The sequence below is a fragment of the Thermoanaerobacterium xylanolyticum LX-11 genome (assembly GCF_000189775.2).
Taxonomy (GTDB): Bacteria; Bacillota; Thermoanaerobacteria; order Thermoanaerobacterales; family Thermoanaerobacteraceae; genus Thermoanaerobacterium; species Thermoanaerobacterium thermosulfurigenes.
Genome location: NC_015555.1, coordinates 2,148,492 through 2,169,053 on the forward strand (window position 1 = coordinate 2,148,492; position 20,562 = coordinate 2,169,053).

Annotated in this window: 18 protein-coding genes and 1 pseudogene; 6 read left to right on the plus strand and 13 right to left on the minus strand. The window is 35.8% G+C overall.

Going from position 1 to position 20,562, the window contains the following annotated elements:
* Positions 1–46: 46 nt before the first annotated feature.
* A complete protein-coding gene (locus THEXY_RS10445) occupies positions 47–982 on the minus strand; it encodes an L-lactate dehydrogenase (RefSeq protein WP_013788805.1) in 936 nt (311 codons plus the stop codon).
* A 183-nt stretch (positions 983–1,165) separates the two neighbouring features.
* Between THEXY_RS10445 and THEXY_RS10450 the strand changes: the two genes are divergently transcribed.
* Both THEXY_RS10450 and THEXY_RS10455 read left to right on the plus strand, forming a co-directional pair.
* Complete coding sequence (locus tag THEXY_RS10450) at positions 1,166–1,693, plus strand: hypothetical protein (protein ID WP_013788806.1); 528 nt, start codon at positions 1,166–1,168, stop codon at positions 1,691–1,693.
* Positions 1,694–1,843: 150 nt separating this feature from the next.
* Complete coding sequence (locus THEXY_RS10455) at positions 1,844–2,578, plus strand: DUF881 domain-containing protein (protein WP_013788807.1); 735 nt, start codon at positions 1,844–1,846, stop codon at positions 2,576–2,578.
* 38 nt (positions 2,579–2,616) lie between these two features.
* Here THEXY_RS10455 and THEXY_RS10460 read toward each other — a convergent pair whose 3' ends face one another.
* The 5 genes from THEXY_RS10460 to galT all read right to left on the minus strand — a co-directional run bounded on the left by THEXY_RS10460 (position 2,617) and on the right by galT (position 8,148).
* Positions 2,617–3,729: a GNAT family N-acetyltransferase gene (locus THEXY_RS10460; protein WP_013788808.1), complete on the minus strand. Its 1,113-nt coding sequence runs from the start codon at positions 3,727–3,729 to the stop codon at positions 2,617–2,619.
* Positions 3,702–4,322: a DedA family protein gene (locus THEXY_RS10465; RefSeq protein ID WP_041592127.1), complete on the minus strand. Its 621-nt coding sequence runs from the start codon at positions 4,320–4,322 to the stop codon at positions 3,702–3,704. The genes THEXY_RS10460 and THEXY_RS10465 overlap by 28 nt, the downstream gene beginning before the upstream one ends.
* A 108-nt stretch (positions 4,323–4,430) precedes the next feature.
* Positions 4,431–5,597: a glycogen synthase gene (gene glgA / locus THEXY_RS10470; protein ID WP_013788810.1), complete on the minus strand. Its 1,167-nt coding sequence runs from the start codon at positions 5,595–5,597 to the stop codon at positions 4,431–4,433.
* The gene (locus THEXY_RS10475; protein ID WP_230197674.1) at positions 5,590–7,167 is read right to left on the minus strand and encodes a hypothetical protein; all 1,578 of its coding nucleotides are present in this window, start codon (positions 7,165–7,167) and stop codon (positions 5,590–5,592) included. The genes glgA and THEXY_RS10475 overlap by 8 nt, the downstream gene beginning before the upstream one ends.
* Before the next feature lie 9 nt (positions 7,168–7,176).
* A complete protein-coding gene (gene galT / locus THEXY_RS10480) occupies positions 7,177–8,148 on the minus strand; it encodes a galactose-1-phosphate uridylyltransferase (protein ID WP_013788812.1) in 972 nt (323 codons plus the stop codon).
* Between the two features lie 162 nt (positions 8,149–8,310).
* Between galT and THEXY_RS13050 the strand changes: the two genes are divergently transcribed.
* Both THEXY_RS13050 and THEXY_RS10485 read left to right on the plus strand, forming a co-directional pair.
* Entirely contained in the window at positions 8,311–8,448 is a 138-nt protein-coding gene (locus THEXY_RS13050) for a putative holin-like toxin (protein WP_432416175.1), read from the plus strand.
* 236 nt (positions 8,449–8,684) lie between these two features.
* Complete coding sequence (locus THEXY_RS10485) at positions 8,685–9,677, plus strand: sodium:calcium antiporter (RefSeq protein WP_013788813.1); 993 nt, start codon at positions 8,685–8,687, stop codon at positions 9,675–9,677.
* Here THEXY_RS10485 and THEXY_RS10490 read toward each other — a convergent pair whose 3' ends face one another.
* The 4 genes from THEXY_RS10490 to THEXY_RS10510 all read right to left on the minus strand — a co-directional run bounded on the left by THEXY_RS10490 (position 9,678) and on the right by THEXY_RS10510 (position 12,606).
* Positions 9,678–10,181 (minus strand): flavin reductase family protein, encoded by a 504-nt coding sequence (locus THEXY_RS10490; RefSeq protein WP_013788814.1) that lies wholly within the window; start codon positions 10,179–10,181, stop codon positions 9,678–9,680.
* A gap of 103 nt (positions 10,182–10,284) precedes the next feature.
* A complete protein-coding gene (locus THEXY_RS10495) occupies positions 10,285–11,217 on the minus strand; it encodes an SPFH domain-containing protein (RefSeq protein WP_013788815.1) in 933 nt (310 codons plus the stop codon).
* A gap of 2 nt (positions 11,218–11,219) precedes the next feature.
* On the minus strand, positions 11,220–11,633 hold the full coding sequence (locus THEXY_RS10500) for an NfeD family protein (protein ID WP_013788816.1): 414 nt from the start codon (positions 11,631–11,633) through the stop codon (positions 11,220–11,222).
* Positions 11,634–12,258: 625 nt separating this feature from the next.
* Positions 12,259–12,606, minus strand: a complete 348-nt coding sequence (locus tag THEXY_RS10510; RefSeq protein WP_041592129.1) for a hypothetical protein — start codon at positions 12,604–12,606, stop codon at positions 12,259–12,261.
* Positions 12,607–13,181: 575 nt separating this feature from the next.
* Between THEXY_RS10510 and THEXY_RS10515 the strand changes: the two are divergent.
* Positions 13,182–14,415, plus strand: a pseudogene (locus tag THEXY_RS10515) (IS110 family RNA-guided transposase).
* Positions 14,416–14,853: 438 nt separating this feature from the next.
* Here the strand turns inward: THEXY_RS10515 and THEXY_RS10520 are convergent.
* Positions 14,854–16,368 (minus strand): glycoside hydrolase family 43 protein, encoded by a 1,515-nt coding sequence (locus THEXY_RS10520; RefSeq protein ID WP_013788817.1) that lies wholly within the window; start codon positions 16,366–16,368, stop codon positions 14,854–14,856.
* 281 nt (positions 16,369–16,649) lie between these two features.
* Here THEXY_RS10520 and THEXY_RS10525 point away from each other — a divergent pair, with 281 nt between their 5' ends.
* Positions 16,650–18,161, plus strand: coding sequence for a hypothetical protein (locus tag THEXY_RS10525; RefSeq protein ID WP_013788818.1), 1,512 nt, complete (start codon positions 16,650–16,652; stop codon positions 18,159–18,161).
* Positions 18,162–18,414: 253 nt separating this feature from the next.
* Here the strand turns inward: THEXY_RS10525 and THEXY_RS12580 are convergent, their stop codons facing one another.
* Both THEXY_RS12580 and THEXY_RS10530 read right to left on the minus strand, forming a co-directional pair.
* On the minus strand, positions 18,415–18,591 hold the full coding sequence (locus THEXY_RS12580; RefSeq protein WP_154645623.1) for a hypothetical protein: 177 nt from the start codon (positions 18,589–18,591) through the stop codon (positions 18,415–18,417).
* A gap of 3 nt (positions 18,592–18,594) precedes the next feature.
* Complete coding sequence (locus THEXY_RS10530) at positions 18,595–20,538, minus strand: thioredoxin family protein (protein WP_041592130.1); 1,944 nt, start codon at positions 20,536–20,538, stop codon at positions 18,595–18,597.
* Between the last annotated feature and the right edge of the window lie 24 nt (positions 20,539–20,562).

A 20,562-nucleotide genomic window follows, 5' to 3' on the forward strand; every position in this document is an offset into this window, starting at 1 on the left:
AAAAGAGGCCTCACCACATATATGTGAAGCCTCAAAAAGTATTTAATCATATATCCAATTGCTTTATGGCATCTGCCATGACATTTGCCGAATGCCTAAACTTCTCCACTTCTTCGTCAGATAAAGGCAAGTCCAAAATCCTTGCGACACCATTCCTGCCTACGATAGACGGCAAGCTTAATGAAACATCTTTCACGCCGTACTGTCCATTTAATGGAGATGATACTGTGAGGATGGAATTTTCATCTCTTAAAATGCACTCAACAATCCTTCTCACTGCAACTGCGACAGCATAGTATGTAGCACCTTTTTTGTCTATTATCTTGTAAGCAGCGTTTACGACCTCATCTTCTACTTCTTTCCTAAAATTCGTATTGCAAACGCGACCACATATGCTGCAGTATTCATTAAATGATATTCCAGATATGTTTGTTATGCTCCATGCCGCAAACTCGCTATCTCCATGCTCACCGATTATCCTTCCGTGGACATTTCTTGGATCTATATTGCAGTGCTTACTTAATAGATACCTAAACCTCGAGCTATCAAGAACAGTGCCAGAACCGAAAACTCTACCCCATGGAAGTCCAGAAATCTTGTATGTAACGTACGTAAGTATATCTACAGGATTTGTCACAATCAAATATATAGCCTTGTCATTGTGCTTTAAAAGCTCAGGTATCATAGACTTAAATATAGCAGTATTTTTCTTCACCAGGTCAAGCCGCGTCTCTCCCGGTTTTTGAGCAGCACCTGCTGTCACAACTATTACATCTGCCCCTTCCACATCTTTGTAGTCGCCAGCATACACATTTACTGGTTGTATTAGCGGTATGCCGTGGCTTATGTCCAGTGCATCACCTATAGCCTTGTCCTTATTCAAATCTACCAATACGATATCTGTTACAGTCCCACTTAATGCCAACGTAAATGCCGATGTTGCACCGACGAAACCAGATCCTATTATCGCTACCTTACTCATGAAATCGCCTCCTAAATAATATGTATTTTCTCTTAATAATATTATAACATAGTTTTGGTGAAATTGTCTAAATTTTAATCTTATTTTGTCCTTATTGCTTTGAAATATTATTGGTTTAAAAATAAACACAAGTGGAATATTAGAAGTAAGTATATGAATGCTTTGTGAAAGGATTGAGTTTAAATGAGCGATATAGATGAGATAAAAAAATTGATGGAAAGACTTACAGAAAGCGAAAAAGACAAAGAGGAAGCCAGCAAAAAGATGCAGGAAGTATTAAGCAAATCCATTAGAGAGGTAAAAGAAATACTGCTGACATTAAAAAAATACATAGCTAATGAAAATGTAACATTAAGAAGCTACAGCGGCAAAACATTCACCACCGGGGAAGGAATCATAATCTACGATAGAGGCATAGACGAAAAAATAATCTTAAAATCAGACGGAAGCTTTTACCTTTATAAAGTAGAAAATGACCAGTTGGTGACAGAAAAAATAGAGGATTTAGACATTCACGACTATATGAGCTACGACACTCTCTTTGATAGCGTGAAAAAATCTTTGATAAAATGCATACAGAAAAACGAAGAAGACATATTGGCATACAAAAGCACTATGCTTAAAATCGACAAGTACAACAAAGATTTAGAGGAGATATTGGCTTTAAAAAATACGACTGAAGAAAATAAGTCAAACGAACAAAAGCAATAATTTTCATAAAAATAAATTTTTGTTACCGATGTGTTACACAATATTAATATTTTTTTAATAAATTTTATCTTTATACGTGATATTATTATATATAGAATGAAAATGAAGTTTTCATAAATTGATGTATCAGCCCATGGGGAGGATGAAAAAATGAAGGGTAAGGTTTTTCAGGTTGTTTCTTTTGTCATGGTGTTTTTAATGATGGGCTTTATGATATCAATGGAATTTAAGACAATACAAGGCAGTGTAAAGACTGCAGCAGATACATCTCGCGGAAGCAGCGTAAATGTTGATGAGCTAAGCAGCGAACTGCAAAACATGACTGACGAGAGAAATGCCTTAAAGCAGCAAGTGGCAGATCTTAATCAAAAGCTTGATGAATTAAACAGCTCATCTTCAAAATACGAAGCGACTCTAAATGCTCTGTCACAAGATGTAGAAAAGTATAAAGAGCTTGCAGGTTTTACTGCCATGACAGGTCCAGGAGTCATAGTCACTTTAAACGACAGCGACCTTCAGCCAAAAGATGGAGAAGATCCAAATATGTTTTTGGTACACGATGAAGACCTGATAAAAGTAGTAAACGAGCTAAAAGCAGGTGGTGCTGAAGCCATATCTATAAATGACCAAAGGCTTATAGCTACATCTGAAATAAGGTGTGTAGGACCTACCATCAACATAAATTCTACAAGATATGCCCCTCCATACGTCATAAAAGCAATTGGAAATCCTGACACATTAGAAGCTTCACTAAACCTTAAAGGTGGCATTGTAGACACTCTTAAATACTATGGGATAAAAGTGGACATACAGACATCTAAAAACATCGTAGTCCCTGCCTACACAGATCCCATAAGCTTAAAATACGCTAAAGCGACAAATTAACTTTGCCTCTTACCTTAATACATTTTATTAAGATAGGTTCAGTCATGACTGAACCTATCTTTTATCTTGTTTATTATTTTATTTTCAGCGATGATATAGTAAAGGTAAAACCTGCCTGCAACAGAAGGGTATGAAGCAACAAGCCTCATGTTCCTCTTTTTATCCTTAGTCCAATCTTCTTTGTACTTTTCGTCTCCTCTTAAAAAGTCGTAGACTTCATCTCCGACTTCTATTGAGCGCTTTATCGATAAACCTAATGTTACAGCACCAACGCTTAATCTGCTGTAATCCAAATCATATCCACTTATGTAGTAATACCTTTTTCCACCTACATGGTAACTTAATAAGCTCGCTACGATTTTATCGCCGTCTTTTAATTCAAACAAGCTTAAAATGCCCCTATTGAAAAAGTCAAATGCCAAAGCCTTATGAAAATCCCTAATCCTTTTAGAATAAAATGCACCCGGCATATGTCTTTTTCTCCACCTTGCCTGATGCAGCTCTATTAGTCTATCCATTGAATCGTCTATATCATTTTCGTCAGCGACGCTCATAAAACTTCCATCGCACTTTGTGAAAAATCTCTTGATCTCATACTTTATATTTCTTCTAAATTTGCCGTCAAGAGTGCTTAAGTATTCATCCCACGTTGCCGGCAACTTTATATATGGGCATACATCTTGAATATCGTAATCGTAGTAAAGCCAGCTATCCATTATATACGGATATATGCCGCTGCTTTCTGGAAGGTGCTCCAAGTCTAATACCGTAAATCTATCTATCGTAGACTCCAGATACTTTATAAGTGAACGATAAAAAATATCTTCATATCCGTATTTCACTATAAAGTCAAGGTAATCGCTGTTATTAGAGCCTATGAATTTTATCCTCTTTATAGGAAGTCCCATCTCACCAAATGTAATCATAAAAGGAGCTATCCCAATAGGGCCTTGATCGCCAACCACCAAAAGAATCCACAGTTTTTTGCCGCCGCCAAAATACTTCCACCAATTCACGACCCATTCAAAAGTGTTGAAAGGGTACACCTTAGAATTCTCCTCCAGTTGATGCCATATATCCTTGATGCTTAAAAGAGTCTTTACGTCCCTCACTATCTTTATCTCTATGTCAAGTATCTTTCTTTCATCCATAAAAATATCCTCCAAACGACGTACATAAATAGGATAAAGCCTACAAGCATTAACAAATAACTCCACCATGGGTACGTCCTGCCGATTAAATCTATCTTCAAAATCTGCATCGACACTAAATACGAAACAGACGTCCAAAAAAGTGACCATAAAAGATCGCCAATGGCAGAAAACACAAAAAACGACTTGAAATCCATCCTTGTTATGCCTGAAGCCCAGATAGCAGGCGTCCTTGGCAGCCCTATGAGGCGCCCTAAAAGGTTAGTAACACCACCATACTTCGAAAACCACCGATCCATACCTTCTAAGTCTTTAACAGTTATCTTTAAAAAATGGCCATACTTTTCTACAAAAGTCCTGCCTGATTTGGCACCTATTATGTACGCTAATACATTACCTGACACATTCCCTAATGCTGCAATCAAAACTACAGCCAAAAAGCTCATCTGTCCTCTTGATATAAGGTAACCCGCCGCAAGAAAAAGTATCTCCACAGGTCCCGGCATACCAGTACCTTCAACCAGCAATGACAGAAACAATGCCAAATAACCGTAATCTATTATTAAGCTGTATAAGATATTAGTGTTCTCCATAATTACCTTCCAATCAAAAATTTCTATATAATAGTATACATCTTTATCGCAAAATTTAAAAGCAAATGACACAATAAAAAAGAGCCTTTAGGCTCTCAAAAAATCAATTTATTTTTTGTAATTTTCTATGACATTTTTGTAAAGGTCATAAGTCTTTCTTGCGATTGATTCCCAGCTAAACATGTCTTCTACTCTCCTTCTGCCGTTTGCGCCAAATAAAGCAGCCAAATTTCTATCGTTAAGCAGAATATTGATTTTTTCCGCTAATTCATGTGAATTGCCAGGCTCCACTAAGAATCCCGTTTCTCCGTCTACCACTACTTCTTTTATTCCGCCTGTAGCGCTGGCAACAACCGGCGTGTTGCAAGCCATTGCCTCAAGATTTATAATGCCAAAAGGCTCGTATATGGATGGACATACAAAAACATCAGCATTGCTGTAAAGCTCTATGACTTCTTCCTTTGAAACCATCTTGTCAATCCAGATGATGTTTTCATAAAGCTTGACTTTTTCCTCCATTTCCCCCTTTATTTCCCGTGTATCAGGTGATGAAGCGCACAACACGACTTTTACATCCTGTGGCAAATATTTTACAGCATCTATAAGATGAATTATTCCCTTTTGCCTTGATATCCTTCCTACAAATAAAATGTACCTTCCCTCTATTCCGTATTTTTCTCTTGCCATGTTTGAATCTGTCTTCTTGTACTGGTTTAAGTCTATTCCATTGTATATAACCTCAATCTTATCTTCCGGCACATTGTAACACTTCATGATATCTTTTTTAGAATCGTTAGACACAGCTATTATCTTGTCTGCCGCCTCAACACCTGTCCTCTCCATCCACGTGCTTAAGTGATACCCTCTCCCAAGCTGCTCTTCCTTCCAAGGCCTTAGAGGTTCTAAGCTATGAATAGTGACAATAAGCGGTATATCGTAAAGCATCTTCGCCAGAAAGCCTGCCATAAACGTGTACCATGTGTGACAGTGGACAATATCTGACGAAATCGCATCACTGACCATGGCAATATCTGTTGTCAAAGGCCCCAACACTTTTTTAAATTTATCGTCAGAAGCTTTTTTTAACATCTCCCATTCTCTGTAACCTTTTACTTCCATATTTTCAATATGATCATCCTGATCTCCAAAGCATCTGACATCAACATTCATAAGCTTTGACAATTCCCTCGTCAAATAATCCACATGTACACCTGCACCACCGTAAATATTAGGTGGAAATTCATTTGTAAATAAAGTGACTTTCAAATTATCCATTGTATACCTCCAAACTTGAAATATTTTTTAATTCATCTATGCACTCAATAATGCCCTTTAAAGGTATCTTAAACCAAGATGGCCTGTTGTTGACCTCATAAATTGCTTCAAACACAGCTTTATCCAGCTTAAACAAGGCTAAAATGGCAGTAATGTATTTTTCATCAGGTATTAAATCTGCATCGTGTTCATCGATTAGATTTACATAGCTTTCAACAAATACGTTTGTTATAACGGTTGCCCATGCGGACAAAAGATTTTCTACTTTTTCTAAATCAATACCATCTTCACCATTTTCCTTGTGAGCAAAAAACTGTGAGTAAGCGGCATAATCAAATGACCTTATCATGCCAGCCACATCTTTTAAAGGTGACATGTGCCTACTCCTCTCAGAAATAGGTTTTGTAGGCTCTCCCTCAAAGTCTATAAGTATATAACCGTCTTCTTTCTTTAAAAGCTGCTCTAAGTGCAAATCACCATGGCATCTTAGATATTTGCCAAAGTATGGCGATAAAGATTTAATATTTTCGATGCTTTCCATCAATAAATTCTTATCATCCATTATTTCTTTTATAAGGCTTTCGACATCTCCACTGTAATCCTGATTTTTCATATAATCCAAAAGCAAATTAAAATTAGATATTATCTGATTTATAATCTCATCTATGTTAGACTCATCGGGCTCTAAGACGCCAAAATTGCCTTCATTAATAAGTGACAGCTTAATGTGCATATTGGCAATAAGTTCTGCTATCTTTTTTACTTCGCCTATATAATCACCGCAATTTTTGTATACAAAGCTTACAAAGTCGCTACCGTCGTATTTTTTTAGAAGCTCTTTTAAGTATTTCTGTGTGTACTGCCACATGTCTTCTACATTTTCGATGTACTGTGAAAACATTGAAAGAGTGTATATAGTTCCTTTACCATCGTCGTACAAAAAATACCCTCTAATATCCTGAACATCATGAAAACCGTACTTTCTAAGCATGTAAGTCATTTCAAGATCGGGATTCATGCCATTAGCCATTCTCCTAAAAGTCTTAACTATCTCGTTTTTACTAAGCAATGTAAGGCTATTGCTGGACTTGTTGTTTAATCTTTTTGAGCTGTATATGTCATGGTTTAAAATCATATAAGGCTTAAGTCGGCTACCTGATTTAAACTCAATTTTCCTTCCACTTCTTAATATATCATCTAAGCATCTGATGTACTCCACATCGTCAACCGCATCATATACTCCGTACACGCAATCACCACCATCATATATGGCAAGACAGCTATCATCAAAAGAATTCTTTCTTACAATAATAGGAAAATAATACCGAGATTTTTTTTCTTCACCGCTTATGGTTTCAAAAATAAAATCTATAAGTGCTGCAATAATAATAAACGATCTATCAATACCTAATATAGCATAGTCAAAAAGCATCTTGTCTTTTATATAAGAGGCCTTTTCCTGAAACCATCTGAATTCTTGAACCTTGTCATCTTTGATGGTTTTTACAATATAATCCATCTTCGACAAGAAACCATCAAAATCTCCTTCTCCAATGTGCACATAAACCATTCCTTTCAATTAATCTAACCTTAAGATTGAAGCTGCTTCTTCTGGCGGTGTAGGATTTATATACGCTCCTGTTGCAAGCTCAAATCCCGCAAATGTGGTAAGCCTTGGCAATATCTCTACATGCCAATGAAAATCCCGTCTATCATGATGTGGCACTGTATGAATGACTATATTGTACGGCGGATTATCAAAAAGATCCTCATACTTCTTTATCAGCGATTTAAGAATGTACGAAAGACTTCTTACGTCATCGCTATCCATTTCATTAAAAGCTTTAGCGTGTTTTTTAGGCAGTATCCACGATTCATACGCAAATTGCGATGCATAAGGACATATAACCACAAACTTATCATTCTCAGCAACGATTCTTGCATTTTCTTTCATTTCCTCATCAATGATGTGGCAGTAAGGACATCTTCCGGTTTCTGCTTCATGCCTTTCAACACCTTTTAGCTCTCTCTCCAAAACCTCAGGTATAAATGTTACAGCCATAATCTGCCAATGCCCATGTTCTAAGGAAGCACCACCGTTTGCACCAAAGTTTTTAAACATCTGAACGTACTTAATCTTCTCATCTTTCACAATATCCTCGTATCTTAAGATGAGTGCCTTCATGATGTTCTCAATACCTTCTACTTCCATCTGCCCCAAGGTCATATCATGATGCTGGCTTTCAACAATAATCTCTGCCACACCGTACCCATCATCCACCTTGTACAATTCGCCTTCATGCTTAGCCACATCCATATCTTTTTTAAATGCTGCAAACTTGTTGCTAAATCCTCTTAATGTCCACATGCCATCTTCACCTCGAAACTCCACAAGCGTAGGTGGTGTCATGTTTTCATTTCCAGGGCAAAATGGACATACTCCATTATTCTTTATGACATCTGCTTTCTTAAAATCATGTGGCCTTTTACCTCTTTCAGTGGAAATAACTGCCATCTTGCCTGTAACGACATCATATCTAATCTCCGACATATCATCACCCTTATCAAAAAATAAAAAGCACAATTAAATCAACTAAGTAAGAAAAATCAGCTATCTATTAATTATAGGTATGTGCAACCGAGTGCACTTCTTAAGTATATAATATACTTTTTTATATAAAATGTCAATCTAATTTTTATAATCTATCGCAATATATATGGTTTTAATGCAGCCAAACAAAAAAGCACTCAAACTGATGAGTGCCTAACGAATACATATCAAACGTTGTCTTTAATGATAATGTTTGGAATGTTAATTATAGCAATCCTCGATTTTACGAGGAAGAAATAACCGCCCTGCTAGCCCCAGAGCGGTTTAAAATTTTTGTAAACCGATATTAGGGCAACCGCATTTTGCGGACGGCTGCCTCTTTACTTATATTATAGCATAATTCTTAAAAAAATAAACAAAAATTTAGCTGTCTTAAATCTACTATTAAACTAATATTCCATGAATATAATCTCTCATTCCAAATTATAATTTAGTGTAGTCTTACGCTTATTCAGAAATAAAAGGAGCTGTTTATATTGGCTTTGCTTACAATCATGCTTTTAATGAGCCTGACATTTATATTGGTTTCGTGTGCTTATTTTACAAATGCCGTAGAATGGTTAGGCAAAAAGTTCAACTTAAATCAAGGAGTAATCGGAAGCATCTTTGCCGCTGTAGGAACAGCAATGCCAGAGACGATTATACCTGTAATTGCAATCATATTTCACAATGGCCAAGCATCAGAAGAAATAGGTATTGGTGCGATAGTCGGTGCTCCTTTCATGCTGTCGACACTTGGCTTCTTTGTCACAGGTGCATCTGCAATAATATACGCTTTATTTCACAAGAGATCTTTAAAAATAACCCCTTCGCTGACTGGATTTCAAAGGGATATGTCGTATTTCATAACCATGTACTCTTTAGCCGTCATCACTTCCATAGTGAATAACTACATAGATATTAAAAACATTGTATCAATTGCTATACTTGTTTCATACTTCGTTTACGTCATTCGCACATTCTCATCTAATGATGAAAGCATAAATGATGTAAAAAATTTGTACTTCTCAGCCCATTTTCATTCAAAGCCTGCTGTAAATCTCATCCTTTTGCAGCTTATACTTTCCCTTTTGGGAATATCCTATGGCGCCCACATCTTTATAAAGTACACAGAACAAGTATCTGCGATGGCAGGGATTCCTCCCGCTATACTGTCATTAATCATAACGCCTATAGCAACTGAGCTCCCAGAAAAGCTTAACTCTGTCTTATGGATAGGGCAAAAAAAAGATACCCTTGCCCTTTTAAACATAACAGGTGCAATGGTATTTCAATCATCTGTGCCTGTAGCCATAGGCATGATGTTTACAGAATGGCATTTGACTGGACTTACTATGCTTACAACCATGTTATCGCTTATATCATCATACATATGCCTTTTATATGCATCCAACAAAAAAAGTTTAAGCCCATTTGTTTTGATGTCAGGCATCATTTTCTATGCAATCTTTTTAATGGCATTGCTTTGACTATTCTTTTATGTATGATGCAACAATTTCGCCAAAGTAAAACGTATGGTAATCTGGATACCATCTTTTATCAATACCAGCATCCAGATTTTCTTTTATCATATCCTGTTTGTAGACGACTTTACATTCGTAGTGCAATGAGCACTCCCCTATTATAGGTGTCTCAATCTTTTGGGCTGGAATAGGTGTAAGATTGCACTCCTTAAACTTGTCAAAATCCCTGCCTGATTTTGTTCCGCAAAATGCAATAGCTTTATTTAAATCCTCATTTAAAGGTATGCTGACCGTAAATTCGCCTGATTTTTCGATTTGATTGTATGTAAAGCGGGACTTTCTAACTGCAACTAAGAATATAGGTTTTCCCCAAAAATAAGTTATTCCTCCCCATCCGATTATCATGGTATTTAACTTATTCTCTTTAGTAGTCAAAAATATGCCTCTTGATGTAAGCTTTTGGTTCACCTCTTTTAAGTACATGTCGTAAGGCACTTCTTTAATAGTCATATTTCATCCCTCCATAGTATTTTTACATTATACATTTTATAGCTTAATCTTTAAAAAACCAAATCATATGAAAAAACCCCGAGAAAACTCGAGGTATAGAAATCTATTGATTCTTAATGAGATCTGCAACTGCCGTTATACTTCCTAATGTTCCAACCAATTTATCAGGAATAATAAGCTTATTGGCAGGATTCTTTGCCATCTCCTGCAGTGCTTCAATTTGCTTCAATGCTATGACAGTCTCATTTGTGCCTGATTCTAATATGGCCTTATTTACCAATTCAATGGCTTTTGCCTGCGCTTCAGCAATTGCCTCAATGGCTTTTGCCTTGCCTTCCGCCTCTAATATCTGCGACTGCCTTAAGCCTTCAGCCTTTCTTATATTTGCTTCCTTCTCAGCCTCTGCCTGCAAAATTTTTGCCTGCTTTTGACCTTCAGCGACAGCTATGGCACTTTGTTTCTCACCTTCTGCCTGAAGTATTGTAGCACGCTTATCTCTTTCAGCCTTCATCTGCTTCTCCATCGCTTGCCTTATTTCATCTGGAGGAGTAATATCCTTTATCTCTACAGACAGTATCTTTATACCGTATGCGTCTGTAAGCTGATCAATCACTTTAAGAAGCACTGCATTTATCTTGTCCCTGCCTGACAAAACTTCGTCAAGCGTCATATCGCCAATGATGTTTCTCATGTTTGTAATAGTAGAATAAACTATACCTGATCTATAGTTTTCTATGTTGTATATGGCGTCTTTTGCACTCATGACCTTATAAAATATGACATTGTCAACGGATATTTTCACATTATCTTTTGTAATGACGTTTTGCGGCTCAATGTCCAATATCTGCTGCTTTGTAGATACTTTCGCCCGCACATAGTCCACAAATGGTATCACAAAATGCCATCCTGGCTCCAACACTTTGTAAAACTGTCCCAATCTCTCAATGACGTAAACATAACCTGTTTGAACGACTTTTATGGATGCTACAGCAGCGATAAATATGAGAAGAAGCAATATTATAAGCAAAATAAACACTTTTATTCCTCCAATCTCTTTACAATTAATTTATTTCCAGATATACCTGTTATAACCGCGTTGTCACCGCTTTTTAGGGGCACATCAGACTGAACAGTCCAATATATGCCTTCAAAAAACACCTGACCAGTCTTGCCGATATCGTCTTTTATCTCTATTGTCATACCTATATACTGGTTTTCATATGGATAAGTCTTTGGTATGTTTTTGAATTTCTTTCTCAAGTATTTAAATGAAAAAATAAGCGAAACAATTCCTACTGCGAGAAATGCAAAAATCTGAATCGGCGTATTAGCTCCTAATAGATCTGCACATATTGCAAAAAAAGCTCCGATGGAAAAATTGAAAAATATGAAGTTGCTTGTTATTAAGTCAATTACAACTCCTACTATCATTACTGCCAACCATAATGTCAATAATCCTTCCGTATTTATCCCCCTTTCTTGTTAAAAATTTGATATTTTATCTTAGTATATCACAGTATGTGTCCAACATAAAGTAGTCAGACAAGCTATTTTATAAATTTTCTATAAATTTTTTAGGTAATATATTAGAGCCGATCGCAAAGTATCGGCTCTTTTATCAGAATGAAAATATTACAGAATATTGGTACCACAGAAATGAATATCTATGTCGATTTTTGTAAATTTTTCGCACAAACATTTATTATTATAATTTTACGCTAGCAAATTTGCTCATTCTCATTTATAATACTCAAAATATTTTTCGACAATATCATCACATATTTTATTATTTAGTTCACCAAATGTTAATTTGATACTTGAGATTTCCCTCAGCACTTTATATGGAAAAATCGGTAAAGTATTTAAATCCGTAACGTTTATTTGCGTTGTGCCATTTATTATTTTAAAATATCTATTATGAAAAGTTGAATTAAGCAAAATATAGATACCTTTCATAATTTCTATATTATCATCATCAAACATCAAGTAATTAACATGATTTTCTATACCAATATAATCATACTTTAATTGATCTTTTAGTAAAATATTTAAATTTAACCTTTTTCCTTCTTCTTTACTATATAGAAAATCTTTTTATAAGAATATAATTACTTATTGGTAGAAGAATATTTTTATTATGTTTAAAACTTATATATTGTTTAAACTTTGATCCTGGTAAAGGCCAATTAATTTTGTAAGATCCAAAATTTTCACACCAAATTAAAGGAACACAATCTCCACATTCTTTAATATTCAAACCTTTTTTCACTCGAAAGTCAACTACTGGTCCTGTTTTAAAAATCAATTTTAAATCTTTTGTGGTTTTTTCCATGTTATTAAAAATTTTTAATAACTCTATATCACCAGCATTAACAGGTAAACTAAGCTTTTTTAAATCTCCTCGTATAATATGATTTGTAATCAACTAAAAAGATCGATCTTTAAAAAGATTACAAAATTTAATTTAACCTTGATAATTGAATATTGTTTTTTAATTTTGTTATTATTAGCTCTCTCAAGTGCCACTTGATACTTATGCATACATCGCATAACTACTATCTATGTTTAGAATGATGGATTGTCAAGCCCGAACGCAGTGAGTTTATTTTAGGCTTGACTATACATCGGCCAAACATATAATCTTCTATACGATGTATGCTGGATCGCTGTATTTTGCATTTGTAGTACACGAATTCCCTCTTTCTTCTTCAGGTTGTCTCTGTTAAACTATTTTTAGAATTTGGTTTCAGGGTCGCTCTGAAAACCTCCTGAAGACCCTACTTTAGGGTACTTCTCGTCTAAGACTGCACCCCTGGGATTACTCGTTTAGTTCTGACTCGCTTGCTGTCCATATCATACTCTTCCGTATGTTTCAGCATCCATACGGTGTATCCTATGAGTATTGATATAGTTCTGATATCGCGAGGCTGTTTCTCGGTAATCTGTCAGGGATTAACCTGGTACTGGTTCTCAATTTTTTTAATGAAAGGAGGAATTTACGTGCCCAGTACTTTATTCGTCGGTATAGACGTAAGCAGTCAATCTAATTCTGTTTTCTTTATTGATCAAGATGGCAATAACCTCATTAAGAAACCTTTTTCGGTTTCTAATGATATCCCAGGTGCTTTGTATCATCTCTGAGGTGATTTCTCATGCTAACGCTATTAATGCTTCCTGTGTCAAAATTGGTATGGAAGCCACTTCTCATTATGCATGGCACCTCCATCTTCACCTGGCTTCTTCTCCTGACCTGGCACCTTTTAACCCTAAATTCTTTGTTATGAATCCAGGTGTCGTCAAGGGTTTTAAAAAGGCTTATACCTATTTGCCTAAAACTGACGATTTTGATGCCAGAATCATTGCTGATTGTGTCAGATTCGGTAGGGTAAACCCTACTCCTATGCCTGACTTTAGGTATGCTGCGCTACAGCGCCTTACTCGTTTTAGATACCATCTGGTACAAACTATATCCAGTGAAAAGAGCAGAGCTTTGAACCTCCTTTATCTCAAGTTCTCTTCATACAAGGAAGACTGTCCTTTTAGCGACGTCTTTGGCTCAGCATCTACTTCTGTTTTTGATTCTTTTACTCCTGATGAGATCGCTGTTATGCCTGTGGAGGAACTTGTAGATTTTGTCTTGAGTCATGGCAACAATAGATTGAAAAATCCCGAAGAAATTGCTAAGACACTTAAGTCTGCTGCTAATAGGGCATATCGTCTTAATCCTTACATGTGCGATACTGTTAGCATGACTTTGACCATGACTCTTGAAAATATAAGATTTCTTGAGTCACAACTTAAAAAACTTGACAAAGAAATCTCTAAACAGCTTAATGGCTTTCACCAAACTCTGACTACTATTCCAGGTTTCGGTAATGTATTAGCCGCAGGCCTTGTGGCTGAGATTGGCGATGTTAAGCGGTTTAAAAATGAATGCGCTGTAGCTAAATTTGCAGGCCTCGTGTGGAATAAATATCAATCTGGCAACTTTAGTGCTGAAGATACCTCTTTAGCTAAGTGCGGTAACCAGTATTTAAGGTACTATCTTGTAGAAGCAGCTAATTGCGTAAGGATACACGCAAAAGAATATGCTGATTTCTACTGCAAGAAGTACAATGAGGTTACAAAACACCAGCATAAAAGAGCCCTCGTCTTAACGGCACGTAAGCTTGTAAGACTGGTCTTTGCTATGCTGAGTAAAGGCCAAATCTACCAACCAGGAGGTAATGGATAGATTTAATAAGTATTTTTAACTGAATATACTCTAAGTTCCTTCCATTATTATCCAATTTATGGTAGGTTTATTAAGTGTTGCCTTTTTTAGAGCTTTTGAGACCTTTATTTTTCAAGGTTCCAAAAAATACTACTTGACATTACACCGCTTGTCTTTTCAGTATTTTATCGCAAAGGCTTTGTTATTTTCTGTATCTAATTTTTAATTTATGCCATAGTATGACGTTGGAAATTAGTTTCCGAAATCACTCATCTTTTAAAAAGTTAAGAATATCAAGCTATTTAAAATATGAAATTCGCTCAGGATACAAATTAAGGGATGTTCAATCAGTCAAGATGAAAGTTTGAAGAAAACTCTATGAGTTATGAGTTTATCATCCAATGTTTTCATGAATTGGATAAAGAAATTCTACAAACGGCTTATCCCTCTTTTCAGTTTTTATTCTTCTTTTTCCACATATTCAAACCAGTCAAAATATACCGGACATGAGGCCATTTTACCATTTCCCGTTGAATACATGGCAATATATGTCCCTGTATAGCTATCTGCAACTTCTTCAGATATATAGCGGGTCATTGCTTTAGCAACAACTTTATAATTTACGCCATCAATACTATAACCTATATGATAATCTGTTCTGGTAGCATTAATATTTAAAATTACATCTCCTTTTTCGATTGGCTCACAATATTCAATAATCTTTACATCACCAATTCTCTTTCTTACAATTATCTTTCTTATCCCATTTAAAACTATAATTCCAATTTCATAATGATGTTCTTCATTTGCAAAAATAGTAAGCCCTGCTTCATCTCCTTCTACATTTGATAGAAAAACCATTAATGCTTTTACAGAACAATTGAAATGTTCTTGCCTTCTGCCTATAAATGATTTAAATTCAACATCATCAAGTGTATATCTATCTCCTCGTATTGCTAAAAATCCTGGTCTTTCTTTAAGAGACCAATATTCATCCGAAGGATTCCTTCTAAAATTCCAACAAAGATGCAATTTATCACTATTAAAATCATCTTTTGAATTTTCTGGCTCAACTATATAAACAGGTAAACTTGTCTCAACTTCCATATTAATTTCTATTGGTTTGCCATCATTTACTATAGGCCATCCATCATCTTTCCAAGTTACGGGGGCTAAAAACGTTTCCCTACCAAGATGGTGATATTGATAATTTACAGGTCTTGTGGCAAGGAAAACCATCCACCATGAGCCATCATGAGCTTGTACCAAATCTCCATGCCCTGTTGATTGAACAGGATGTCCTACTAAGTGGCGATGTGTAAGTATAGGATTATAATGACATCCCTCATATGGACCATCTATTTTGTCACTCCGCGCTATTGTCACCATGTGTCCTTTCCATGTTCCACCTTCAGCAGTAATCAAATAATATTTCCCATTTATTTTATAAATGTGCGGCGCTTCACATTGCTTATCTTCCCATCCTTGCCATATATATTTAGGCTCTCCTTTCAAATATCCTGTCTCAATATCCATTTCCCACATAGTTATCCCCTTGTACCCGTTATGCCTCAAAATATATACTTTTCCATCATCGTCAAAAAAGATATCAGGATCATGACCATCACCTTCAATCCATATGGGATCAGACCATTCCCCATATATATCATCTGTATAAACGTAAAAATGCCCTCCATGACTTACATTCGTAGTAATCATATAAAACCTTCCATTATAATATCTTAGAGTAGGAGCCCATATTCCCATTGAATTTTTAGCATATTCAAGTTCCAATTGGCTGCGTCTCGTAAGGCAATAACCTATTTGTCTCCAATGAACCAAATCCTTACTATGAAATATAGGAACTCCAGGAAAATACTCAAAGGAACTTGTAACAAGATAATAATCTTCTCCTACTCTACAAATACTAGGGTCAGGATGAAAACCTGGAATAATTGGATTTTTAAATTTCATATCACACCTCTCCTAAAATAAAGAATATTCTCGGCAACTTCTGTTGCCTGATATATCTGAATTTCAGGAGACATCTTTTAAATTTATCCCCCAAAATTTCATTCTGAAATCCTTTTTCGATTTCCAATTCATTTACATCTTTATTTACATTGTAAGATTTTTTCTTTATATTTCCCTTTATTTAACATATATGGTTGCATTCTATCTTGACTTTTTTAAATCGCCCCAATAATCGAAATGGATGGTGTTTTTACCATACTACTTGTTATTGAGGTGATTTTATGTTGGGCGCATGGCGTTCGCATTCTGATTATCAGTCTTTCCTTGTCGAAAATATTCAACCCATTTATGCTTCAGATAAAAATCGTGTCATTCAATTTTCTGAAGCTTTATCTAAACTCTATAATTTAGATCTTGATGTTCTTAAACCTGTACTGGAACCTTATTACTCTAATACTGGTTCTCCAGCCAAAAATCAGCCTGAAGTTTTTCGGTCTTTTGTACTTATGTCTCTTCTTAAATGTCACAGTATTACTAAATGGGTTTACATGCTTCATCATGATGACCTTTTGTGTTACATGATTGGCGTGTCTCCTGATAATATTCCTGGTGTTGGTACTCATTATGACTTGATTAACAGGTTATGGCTTGAAGATCCTGATATTGAAAAAGACCGACAGGATTCTCTCCATCCTTTTAAACGCAAACCACGTAAAAAACTTGCTAAAAATCAGAAGCTTCCACCACGCCACCCTGGTATTATACAGAAATTTGTTGATTTGGCTTTACAGGGTAAAATTTTTGAGTCAAGACCTGAGAAGCTTCTTCAACAAATTTTTGCCGATGTTGCTGTTAGGCCTTCCGCCAATGATGGCATCCTCGGTGATATTGAAAAACTTACTATTTCCGGTGACGGTACTTGTATTAAAACCGGCGGAAGTCCTTTCGGTATTAGAACTTGTGATTGTGCTAATAAGGGTATATTTAATTGTGACTGCCATCGCAAGTTCTCTGACCCCGATGCTCGCTATGGTTGGGATAGTTATCATGAGACATGGTTTTATGGTTATTCTGGTTATTTTTTAGTGACATACAACGAAGAGCTTAAATCTGATATTCCGATTTATCTTCGCTTGGTTGAGGCTCCTCGTTATGATGGTGTTACTGCTATTATTGCTTTGTCTGAAGCAAGGGCTTTGTATCCTGATTTCGTTTTTGATAAATTTATTGGTGATTGTGCTCATGATAATTACCCTACTTATCATCTTCTTAATAAGTGGAATATTAAACCTGTAATTCCGCTTAATAAGAAGAATAAAAACAACAGCAAGTACCAAGGTACTATTAAAATCAATGAAAATGGTATTCCTGTCTGTATGGCAGGATTATCTATGGTTTACAATGGTTTTATGAAAGACCGTAACAGAATTAAATGGCGCTGTCCTTTTGCGACTGGTAAAGTTGATTCATGTAATTGTAAAGATAAGTGCTCCTCTTCTGATTATGGTAGAACCGTTTATACGAAGCCTTCATCTGATCCTCGCTTGTTTACCGTCATTCCACGTGGTTCTGATGAATGGAAAGGCGAGATGAAAAAGCGAACTTCTTCTGAGCGTGTTAACAAAAGGCTTCTTAATGACTATGAGTTGGAGCTATCTAAAACCAGAGGCAAAAAGCGTTGGTCTTTCTGGATTATGATACACTCTATTAATATCCATCTTGATGCTAGATTGAAAAAATCTAAGTTTGATTTTATTTCTATGCTTGATGGATTATTAGGTAGAGTAGCATAAATATTGAGATTCCATATACTGTTAATTTTTAAACCTATTTTATTAGGCTTTATTTCTTATACTCTTTTTTTAAATTGATTTTCATTATTTTACATTTTCTTTCCTCTTTTCAGTATTTTATCGCAAAGGCTTTGTTATTTTCTGTATCTAATTTTTAATTTATGCCATAGTATGACACTGGAAATTAGTTTCCGAAATCACTCATAAATCCAAAATCATATAATAAATTGTTATCATTTTATAATTTGCAATCTCATACTAATTCTTGATATCTATAAAAAAACCTGCCATTTGGAGCTGTATCACCATATACATAAAATTCAGTACCGTCATTACCAAGTTTTATATTGTCAGACCATTTAAAATCGAATCTAATCGGTCCTTTCTCAATTTCCATGCCTAAAGACTTCCTTGGAATTGCAAGTTCCATTTCTCATCCTAATATCCAATAATGGATTTCATCCTCTGCAATTTCCCAATCCCAACCTCCTTTGCTGACCTCAAGAACAGTCGTTTCTGGTCCCATAACTCTTCTATTTACAATAAAATTAACACCTTCCCAGTTAGGCTTTTGAGGGTCAGTTTTCAAAAGTAGCATCATCCAGTCGGAATCTGTCCATGGAGTAATATCTTTTACTGTTTTGACATAAAAATATATATAGTTATCGTCTCTGGATACCTTCATCAGCTCAAAATCATTTCTGCCGGTATCATCTATATAAGGACCTGCCGATCCAAACCCTGGGTAGTTCCTTGATAATGCATCGCCAATATCGTCTCTGTACTCAGGCTGCACATCAATCCATTCATCAAAATTCCCATCAATAACGATCGTTTTGGGCAAGCCGGCTGTAGGTATTGGTCTTGCGCCTTTGAACTTTCTTGCATAATTTACAAACTGACAGTAATAATTGTCCACATACCCGCCTTTCATTGGTTCAATATCTCTGCTAAATTCATGATCGAATTGATCCACAAAAACATTTGGGGCAGAATAATGAAGAAATCCAGGCATTCTTCCTGCAATCCATTCATTCCAGCCCGTTACAAATATAATCTTCGGGTCTAATTCCAATGCCCTTTTCCACTGTTCAGCAAAATTATAACCATATTCCGGTGTGAACCTCTCAGGGTATCTACCATTATGAAAACTCCTCCCGTGAGCTACAAATCTGCCATTTTTATCACGTTCACTCATGCATCCTAATGTCCATCCGCCCCTACCATCAGGGACCGCATTCTGGGCAACACTCACGGATACCTCTTCTATTTTTTCAGGTTCCCTGGAACTATAAAAACCATGTTGCGGATAAACTTCAAGCCACGACCATTGATCGGGGGCTAGCGGTCCGTAAAAATAATCCGGCATAGGTCTGCGAAAAGTAAAGAAATCCAGTATTTCCTTTCTATCTTCGCCAATTTTCTCTTTATCATACAAAATCAATGGTTTACCGTCCCATATAAACCATAGATCCTTATAAAGTCCTTTAGAATAAACATCTTTATAAATTTCATAAACTCCATATGGTCCTGCCCAGAAATTAAACAGAAATGCCACACATGGCGTACGTTTACCTTCATTTCTTATTGCAGTGAAGATATCCATAATCTTTATGAATGTATCCTTGAAATAAGCCTGTGGAGGATTGCCAGGCTGGAAATTACTTACATCAAAAATAATAACATCTACTCCTGCATCGCTGAGCATTTGAGAATGTTTGCGAATTACATATTCATCCTGGTTGAGATAGTATCCAAATAATGGTTCACCCCAGTGATGAGGATGCCAATATGGGCCCCATGGTGGACTTTCATCGCTATCAATTGCGCATGGATTTTTTTCCATGATCTTTGTTACATCATACGGGCCACATAATCCTTCGCTTCCATAATTTATAAAATAAAACATGGCAATATACTTATCTTTTCGAATCCCGCCTACGTCATTGAAGGTTGATATATTCCTACCGAGCCTGTCTGTACTCACCCATGTGTCACTGAAGGTATCACGGAATCTTTCGCTGATGCAATCCCTGTTTTTATCGCCAATAAGACTGGATTCAAGCATGAAAGTATATTCGGTTTTCTCTCTTAATCCCACTAATCTTGCCACTTGTTCGCCATTTATAAAAAAAATTACAGTGGACATATTTATTATTCGCATCCAAGCAGCTATTTCAGCTTCAATATCGCAATTAACTTCTCCAAATACAACTTTATCTCTATATTCCTGAGTTAATTTCCGCATGATGGTCGTAACTTCAAAACACGACTTGTTCCATGGGCTTTTAAAATGTATAAACAATGGTTTATCAGAGTTCGCTATCAAATTTCTGAAATTTTTAATCGTCAATTCAAAAAGATTATTATTGTCCATATGAACTCCTCCAAAATAAAATTG

Bases quoted from the DNA above. Each gene is read 5' to 3' on its own strand.
- THEXY_RS10445 (WP_013788805.1), bottom strand. From the start codon at position 982: ATGAGTAAGGTAGCGATAATAGGATCTGGTTTCGTCGGTGCAACATCG.
- THEXY_RS10450 (WP_013788806.1), top strand. From the start codon at position 1,166: ATGAGCGATATAGATGAGATAAAAAAATTGATGGAAAGACTTACAGAA.
- THEXY_RS10455 (WP_013788807.1), top strand. From the start codon at position 1,844: ATGAAGGGTAAGGTTTTTCAGGTTGTTTCTTTTGTCATGGTGTTTTTA.
- THEXY_RS10460 (WP_013788808.1), bottom strand. From the start codon at position 3,729: ATGGATGAAAGAAAGATACTTGACATAGAGATAAAGATAGTGAGGGAC.
- THEXY_RS10465 (WP_041592127.1), bottom strand. From the start codon at position 4,322: ATGGAGAACACTAATATCTTATACAGCTTAATAATAGATTACGGTTAT.
- glgA (WP_013788810.1), bottom strand. From the start codon at position 5,597: ATGGATAATTTGAAAGTCACTTTATTTACAAATGAATTTCCACCTAAT.
- THEXY_RS10475 (WP_230197674.1), bottom strand. From the start codon at position 7,167: ATGGTTTATGTGCACATTGGAGAAGGAGATTTTGATGGTTTCTTGTCG.
- galT (WP_013788812.1), bottom strand. From the start codon at position 8,148: ATGTCGGAGATTAGATATGATGTCGTTACAGGCAAGATGGCAGTTATT.
- THEXY_RS10490 (WP_013788814.1), bottom strand. From the start codon at position 10,181: ATGACTATTAAAGAAGTGCCTTACGACATGTACTTAAAAGAGGTGAAC.
- THEXY_RS10520 (WP_013788817.1), bottom strand. From the start codon at position 16,368: ATGAAATTTAAAAATCCAATTATTCCAGGTTTTCATCCTGACCCTAGT.
- THEXY_RS10525 (WP_013788818.1), top strand. From the start codon at position 16,650: ATGTTGGGCGCATGGCGTTCGCATTCTGATTATCAGTCTTTCCTTGTC.
- THEXY_RS12580 (WP_154645623.1), bottom strand. From the start codon at position 18,591: ATGGAACTTGCAATTCCAAGGAAGTCTTTAGGCATGGAAATTGAGAAA.
- THEXY_RS10530 (WP_041592130.1), bottom strand. From the start codon at position 20,538: ATGGACAATAATAATCTTTTTGAATTGACGATTAAAAATTTCAGAAAT.